The organism is Cellulosimicrobium cellulans (assembly GCF_001722485.1).
Classification (GTDB): domain Bacteria; phylum Actinomycetota; class Actinomycetes; order Actinomycetales; family Cellulomonadaceae; genus Cellulosimicrobium; species Cellulosimicrobium cellulans_A.
In genome coordinates, this window is the sequence record NZ_LWGL01000186.1 from 1 (window position 1) to 5,781 (window position 5,781).

At 74.5% G+C, this 5,781-nt stretch carries 4 protein-coding genes and 1 pseudogene; 1 reads left to right on the forward strand and 4 read right to left on the reverse strand.

Annotated features, from left to right (window positions below):
* From JZ5iCDA_RS15025 to JZ5iCDA_RS15040, 4 genes and pseudogenes are all read right to left on the reverse strand, one after another.
* A pseudogene (locus JZ5iCDA_RS15025) lies at window positions 1-687 on the reverse strand (thiol reductant ABC exporter subunit CydC); the annotation flags it as partial.
* Entirely contained in the window at window positions 684-2,390 is a 1,707-nt protein-coding gene (gene cydD / locus JZ5iCDA_RS15030) for a thiol reductant ABC exporter subunit CydD (RefSeq protein WP_069387889.1), read from the reverse strand. The gene cydD and the pseudogene JZ5iCDA_RS15025, both read right to left, overlap by 4 nt.
* Entirely contained in the window at window positions 2,387-3,511 is a 1,125-nt protein-coding gene (gene cydB / locus JZ5iCDA_RS15035) for a cytochrome d ubiquinol oxidase subunit II (RefSeq protein WP_069387890.1), read from the reverse strand. The genes cydD and cydB overlap by 4 nt, the downstream gene beginning before the upstream one ends.
* A 45-nt stretch (window positions 3,512-3,556) precedes the next feature.
* Window positions 3,557-5,080: a cytochrome ubiquinol oxidase subunit I gene (locus JZ5iCDA_RS15040; RefSeq protein WP_069387891.1), complete on the reverse strand. Its 1,524-nt coding sequence runs from the start codon at window positions 5,078-5,080 to the stop codon at window positions 3,557-3,559.
* 508 nt (window positions 5,081-5,588) lie between these two features.
* Between JZ5iCDA_RS15040 and JZ5iCDA_RS19425 the strand changes: the two genes are divergently transcribed.
* Window positions 5,589-5,781 (forward strand): hypothetical protein (locus JZ5iCDA_RS19425; RefSeq protein WP_216093458.1); only part of this gene is annotated, 193 nt, incomplete at its 3' end.

Here is a 5,781-nt window from a genome sequence, read left to right on the forward strand (position 1 = left end):
CGGGCCGGAGCTCTCGAGGATCTCGAGCGTCGTCGCGGTCATCGCGGCGCGGGCCGCGGAGCCGCGCGCCTCGACCTGCCGCGCGGAGCGCGCCGAGAGCCAGGGCGCGAGGACGCCCGCGAGGACGAGGCACAGCGCGAGCGCGGCCCCGGCCGCCGGGAGGAACGCGGCGACGAGGGCCACGGAGCCGACGGAGACGGCGAGCGCGACGCCCGCCGGGACCAGCGCGCGCACGACGACGTCCCCGACGTCGTCGACGTCCGCCCCGACGCGCGCGAGCAGGTCGCCCCGGCGCAGGCCCGTGAGGCGTCCGGCGGACCCGCCGGCGAGCACGGTGTACAGGTTGGCGCGCAGGGCCGCCATGCCGCGCAGGGCGACGTCGTGCGACGCGAGCCGCTCGAGGTAGCGGAACACGCCGCGGGAGATGCCGAAGGCGCGCACGCCCACGACGGCGACGGACAGCGTGAGCACGGGAGGCATCTGCGAGGCCCGGGCGATGAGCCACGCGGCGACGGCCGCGAGCGCGACCGAGCTGCCGAGAGCGAGCGTCCCGAGCGTCACGGCGACGAGGACGCGGCGCCACCGCACGTCGAGGAGGCGCACGGCCCGCCACAGCGGGTCGGCGGCGAGGCGCTCCCGGGGCGGGCGCGGCAGCGTGCGCGGGAGTGCGCGGGAGTACCCGGTCATGCCGCCACCTCCGCCGGCTCGGCCGCGCGCGGGGCGGCGACGACCTCCACGACCTCGTCGGCCGCGCGCACGAGCGAGGCGCGGTGGGCGACGACGAGCACGGTGCGGCCCTGGTCGCGCCACGCGCGCACGGCGTCGAGCACGACCTGCTCGCCGCGGGCGTCGAGGTGCGCGGTCGGCTCGTCGAGCACGACGAGGGGTGTCTGCGCGGGGTCGCCGAGCAGCGCCGAGGCGAGCGCCGCGCGCTGGCGCTGGCCCACGCTCAGTCCCGTCCCCCCGCGGCCGACCGGGGTGTCCCAGCCCTGCGGGAGGCCCGCCACGACGTCGTCGAGACCGGCGGTCCGGGCGGCGCGGGCGAGCGTCTCGTCGTCGACGTCGCGGCCGTCGGCCACCGCCTCGCGCAGAGTGCCGGGGGGCAGGCTCGGGCGCTGGGGGAGCCAGGCGACCTGGGGCCAGTACGTCGCGGGGTCGACCTCGTGGAGCGGCACGCGCTCCCCGTCCGGCGACGTCCACGTGACCGTGCCGTGGTCCGGGCGCACGAGCCCGAGCAGGACGAGCGCGGTCGTCGTCTTGCCGGCGCCGCTCGCGCCCGTGAGCGCGACCACGCGGCCGCCCTGCCCGACGGGCACGACGAGGTCGAGGCCCGCGGGGGCGAGGACGTCGCGGTCGCCCGCGCGCACGCCGACGCCCGCGAGCGTCAGGGTGGAGCCGGCGAGGCGCGGCGCGGGGCGGCGCCCCGGCTCGGGGGCGGGCTCGTCGAGCACGGCGAACGCCTGCTGGGCCGCGGCGATCCCGTCGGTCGAGGCGTGGAAGTGCGTGCCGACCTGGCGCAGCGGCAGGTACACCTCGGGCGCGAGGACGAGCACCGCGATGGCGGGCTCGAGGTCCATCCCGCCGTGCACGAGCCGCAGCCCGACCCCGACCGCGACGACCGCGACGGACAGCGTGGTGAGCAGCTCGAGCACCATGCCGGAGAGGAAGGCGATGCGCAGCGTGCCCATCGTGGCGCGCCGGTTGGCGTCGCCGAGCGCGCGCACGCGGCGCTCCGGGCCGCGCGCACGCCCGAGCGCGAGGAGCGTGGGCAGGCCCGCGAGCAGGTCGAGCACCTGCGCGCCGAGGCGCTGCATGACGACGAGCCGCCGCTCGGACGTCCCCGCGGTGAGCTGCCCGACGAGCACCATGAACAGCGGGACGAGCGGGATGGTCACGGCGATCACGATCGCGGACACCCAGTCGAGGCCGAGGACCACGGCGAGCGCAGCGGGCGTGACCGTCGCGGCGAGCAGGAGCTGGGGGAGGTACCGCACGAGGTAGGGCTCGAGCGCGTCCAGCCCTCGCGTCGCGAGCGTCGCGACCTCCGGGCCGCGCCCGCTCGCGAGCCACCGCGGACCGAGCGCCGCCGCGTGGGCCACGACCTGCTCGCGCAGCTCGGCGACCGTGCGCGAGGCCGCCCGGAGCGCGAACCGCTCCTGCGCCCACGACACCGCGGTGCGGGCGGCGACCACCGCGGCGAGCAGGACGACCGGACGCGCGACGTCGGCCAGGTCGGCCGTGCCCTGCACCGCAGGAGCCAGCACCGCCGCGAGCAGGACCGCCTGGGCGACGACGAGCGCCGCCGTGAGGAAGCCGAGCGCCGCGGTGAGCACGACGTACCCGCGCGCGGCGCGCGCCTGGCGCAGGAGACGGGGGTCGAGCGGCTTCACGCGCGGGGTGCCTTCTCCGGCGTCCCGCCCGAGGCCAGCTCGCGGCCCGCCGCGCCGCCCGACGAGGCCCCGCCGAACGCCGCCTCGCGGACCTTCCGTAGCGACAGGCCGGCCGGGGCGGGGATGTCGTGCGTCGACAGGCGGCGGCGGAACACCCAGTAGGTCCACGCCTGGTAGCCGATGACGAGCGGCGTGAGCACGACGGCGACCCACGTCATGACGGTGAGCGTGTAGTCGGTCGACGACGCGTTGTGGACCGTGAGGGAGTTCGCCGGGTCCGTCGCGGGCATGACGTCGGGGAACATCGAGCCGAAGATCAGCACGACGGCGGCGACGATGGTCACCGCGGACCACGTGAACGCCCGGCCCTCGCGGCCGCGCCGGTTGGCGACGAGCGTCGCGACGAGACCGCCCGCCGCGGCGAGTACCGCGAGCCAGGTCCACGCGACGGAGTACGCGAGCTGCGCCCACACGGCCCAGCCGCCGGCGAGGACGAGGGCGACGAGGCCGAAGCCGGCCGCGAAGCGGCGGGCGCGGTGGCGGATCTCGCCGTCGGTCTTCAGCGCGACGAAGACGGAGCCGTGGAGCAGGAAGAGGCTGAGCGTGACCAGGCCGCCGAGCAGCGCGAACGGCGACAGGAGCGAGAAGAAGCCGCCGACGAACTGGTGGTCGGCGTCGAGCTGCACGCCGCGCACCAGGTTGGCGAACGCGACGCCCCACAGCACCGCGGGGACCCACGACCCGGCCTGGATGGCGAGGTCGCAGCGCCGCGCCCACCGCGCGTCGGAGATCTTCCCGCGGTACTCGAAGGCCACGCCGCGCACGATGAGCGCCACGAGGATGAGCAGCAGCGGGAGGTAGAAGCCCGAGAACAGGGTTGCGTACCACTCGGGGAAGGCGGCGAAGGTCGCGCCGCCGGCGGTGAGGAGCCACACCTCGTTCCCGTCCCAGACGGGGCCGATGGTGTTGATGAGGACGCGACGCTCCTTCTCCCGGTGCTCCTTGTCGCCCCGGGGGAGGAGGGACACGAGCATGCCCACCCCGAAGTCGAAGCCCTCGAGCACGAGATAGCCCGTCCACAGGACGGCGATGAGCAGGAACCAGACGACGGCGAGATCCACGGCGGGTGCTCCTTGCGTGTCAGCGAGTCGGGTGTCGTGGTCGCGTCAGTACGCGAAGGACAGGGGCCGGTCGACGGAGTCGGGCGAGCCGTCGCCGTCGTCGTCGTGACGCTGCGCCTCCGGCGACTCGTCACGGACGGACAGGGGCACGCCCTCGACGGCGTAGCGCTTCATGAGGAGGAACCAGACGCCGGCGAGCACCCCGTAGACGAGGGTGAACACGATCATCGACGTGAGGACCATGCCCGGGCTGACGGCCGTCGAGACGCCGCGCTCGGTGAGGAGGCGGATCTGGTCGATGCCGGTGGGGTTGGGCGCGACGACCCAGGGCTGGCGCCCGACCTCGGTGAAGATCCAGCCGAACGAGTTCGCGAGGAAGGGCATCGGGATCGCGACCAGGCCGACGCGGGCGAACCAGACGTTGTCCGTGACGCGGCCCTTGCGCGTCAGCCAGAGGGCCATGAGCGCGAGCAGGACCGACCCGGCGGCCATGCCGATCATGAGGCGGAACGACCAGTAGGTGATCGCGAGGTTCGGCGTGTACGTCACCGGGTCGCCCGACGCGGTGGTGTCGCCGAAGCGCTCGGTCATCTGCTCCTGGACGTCCTCGACGCCGGGCAGGTAGCTCTCGGGGCCGGAGAGGTGGCCGCTGCCGAGGTAGGACGCGAGACCGGGGATCTCGATGAGGTGCCGGACGTTCTCGCACGAGTTCGACAGGTCGCCGATGGTGAGGATCGAGAACGCGGCGCTCTCCTCGCCCTCGCACAGCGCCTCGGCGGACGACATCTTGCCCGGCTGCTGCTCGTACATGATCTTGCCCTGGATGTCGCCGGAGAGGCCGACGCCGATCCCGCCGACGAGCATCGCGACGACGCCGAGCGTCACGGCCGGCCGGTAGACGTCGCGCGCGAGCTCGACGTTCTCGGCCTTGCGCGTGCGCACGAGCCGGACCATCCACCACGCGGCGATGCCGGTGACGAACGTGCCCGCGGTGAGCATCGTCGCGGTGATCTGGTGGGGGAACGCGGCGAGCAGCGTGCTGTTGGTGAGCACGGCCCAGATGTCGTTCATCTCCGCGCGGCCCGTCTGCGGGTTGTAGACCGCCCCGACGGGGTGCTGCATCCACGAGTTCGCCGCGAGGATGAAGAAGGCGGACAGGTTCGTCGCGAGCGCGACGGCCCAGATGCACGCGAGGTGGACCTTCTTGTTGAGGCGGTCCCACCCGAAGATCCACAGGCCCAGGAACGTCGACTCGACGAAGAAGGCGGCCAGCGCCTCCATCGCGAGCGGAGCGCCGAAGACGTCGCCGACGAAGCGGGAGTACTCGCTCCAGTTCATGCCGAACTGGAACTCCTGCACGATGCCCGTCACGACGCCGAGCGCGAAGTTGATGAGCAGCAGCTTCCCGAAGAACTTGGTCAGCCGAAGCCACCGCTCGTTGCCGGTGCGGACCCAGGCGGTCTGCATGATCGCGACGAGCGGCGAGAGCCCGATCGTGAGCGGCACGAAGATGAAGTGGTAGACGGTGGTGATGGCGAACTGCCACCGGGCGAGGTCGAGGGCATCCACGTGCGCTCCAGGGGAGAACGGCGGGTCGGGACGGGCGCCGTCGGGACGTGGGCGGCGCGTGCGCGCCCCGCTCCGGCGACAGGTCCAATCTGCACCATCCAGACCGCCCCAGATGACGGAAAGTGCTGAAAACACGGCCCTTGTGACCATGTTCACAAGGTCCCGGGACGTTGGTCCCGCCCTCGTGGGACCGACGGCACGGCGGCCGGTGCGTGTCGGCGGGGGCGGTCGCGCCCGCTGTGCGATACTGGGCGGGCCGGGAGGGCACCGCATCGTCCCCTGGCGCACACGTGCTCGCAGCAACCGCGGACAGCGGCTCGCGGAGCGCCGCCCCGGGGCGAAGGGCCCGGACCGGCAGGCGCCCGCGCCGCCCTCGCGTGCCGCAGCCGTGACCGACGACTTCCGTCGCGGGGGAGACGCGCTGAGCGGCGCACTCCTCGAGCGACGACGACCGCTCGAGGGGCCGCACGGTGCGGGGCGGTACCTCGGGCAAGCAGGAGCACGACGCGTGACGCTCGACAGCACCTCCGACAGCACGACCGGCGACCTCTCCGGCGAGACCGCCGCGACCTCCCGGCCCGACCCCGGGGCACGCAGGACCGGGCGTCGCCGCGCGACGCGCCGCACGGCGCCCCCCGAGCACGCCGTGGAGACCTCTTCGGCCGCGTCCGGACCCGCGGTGAGCGCGCCGGCCACGACGG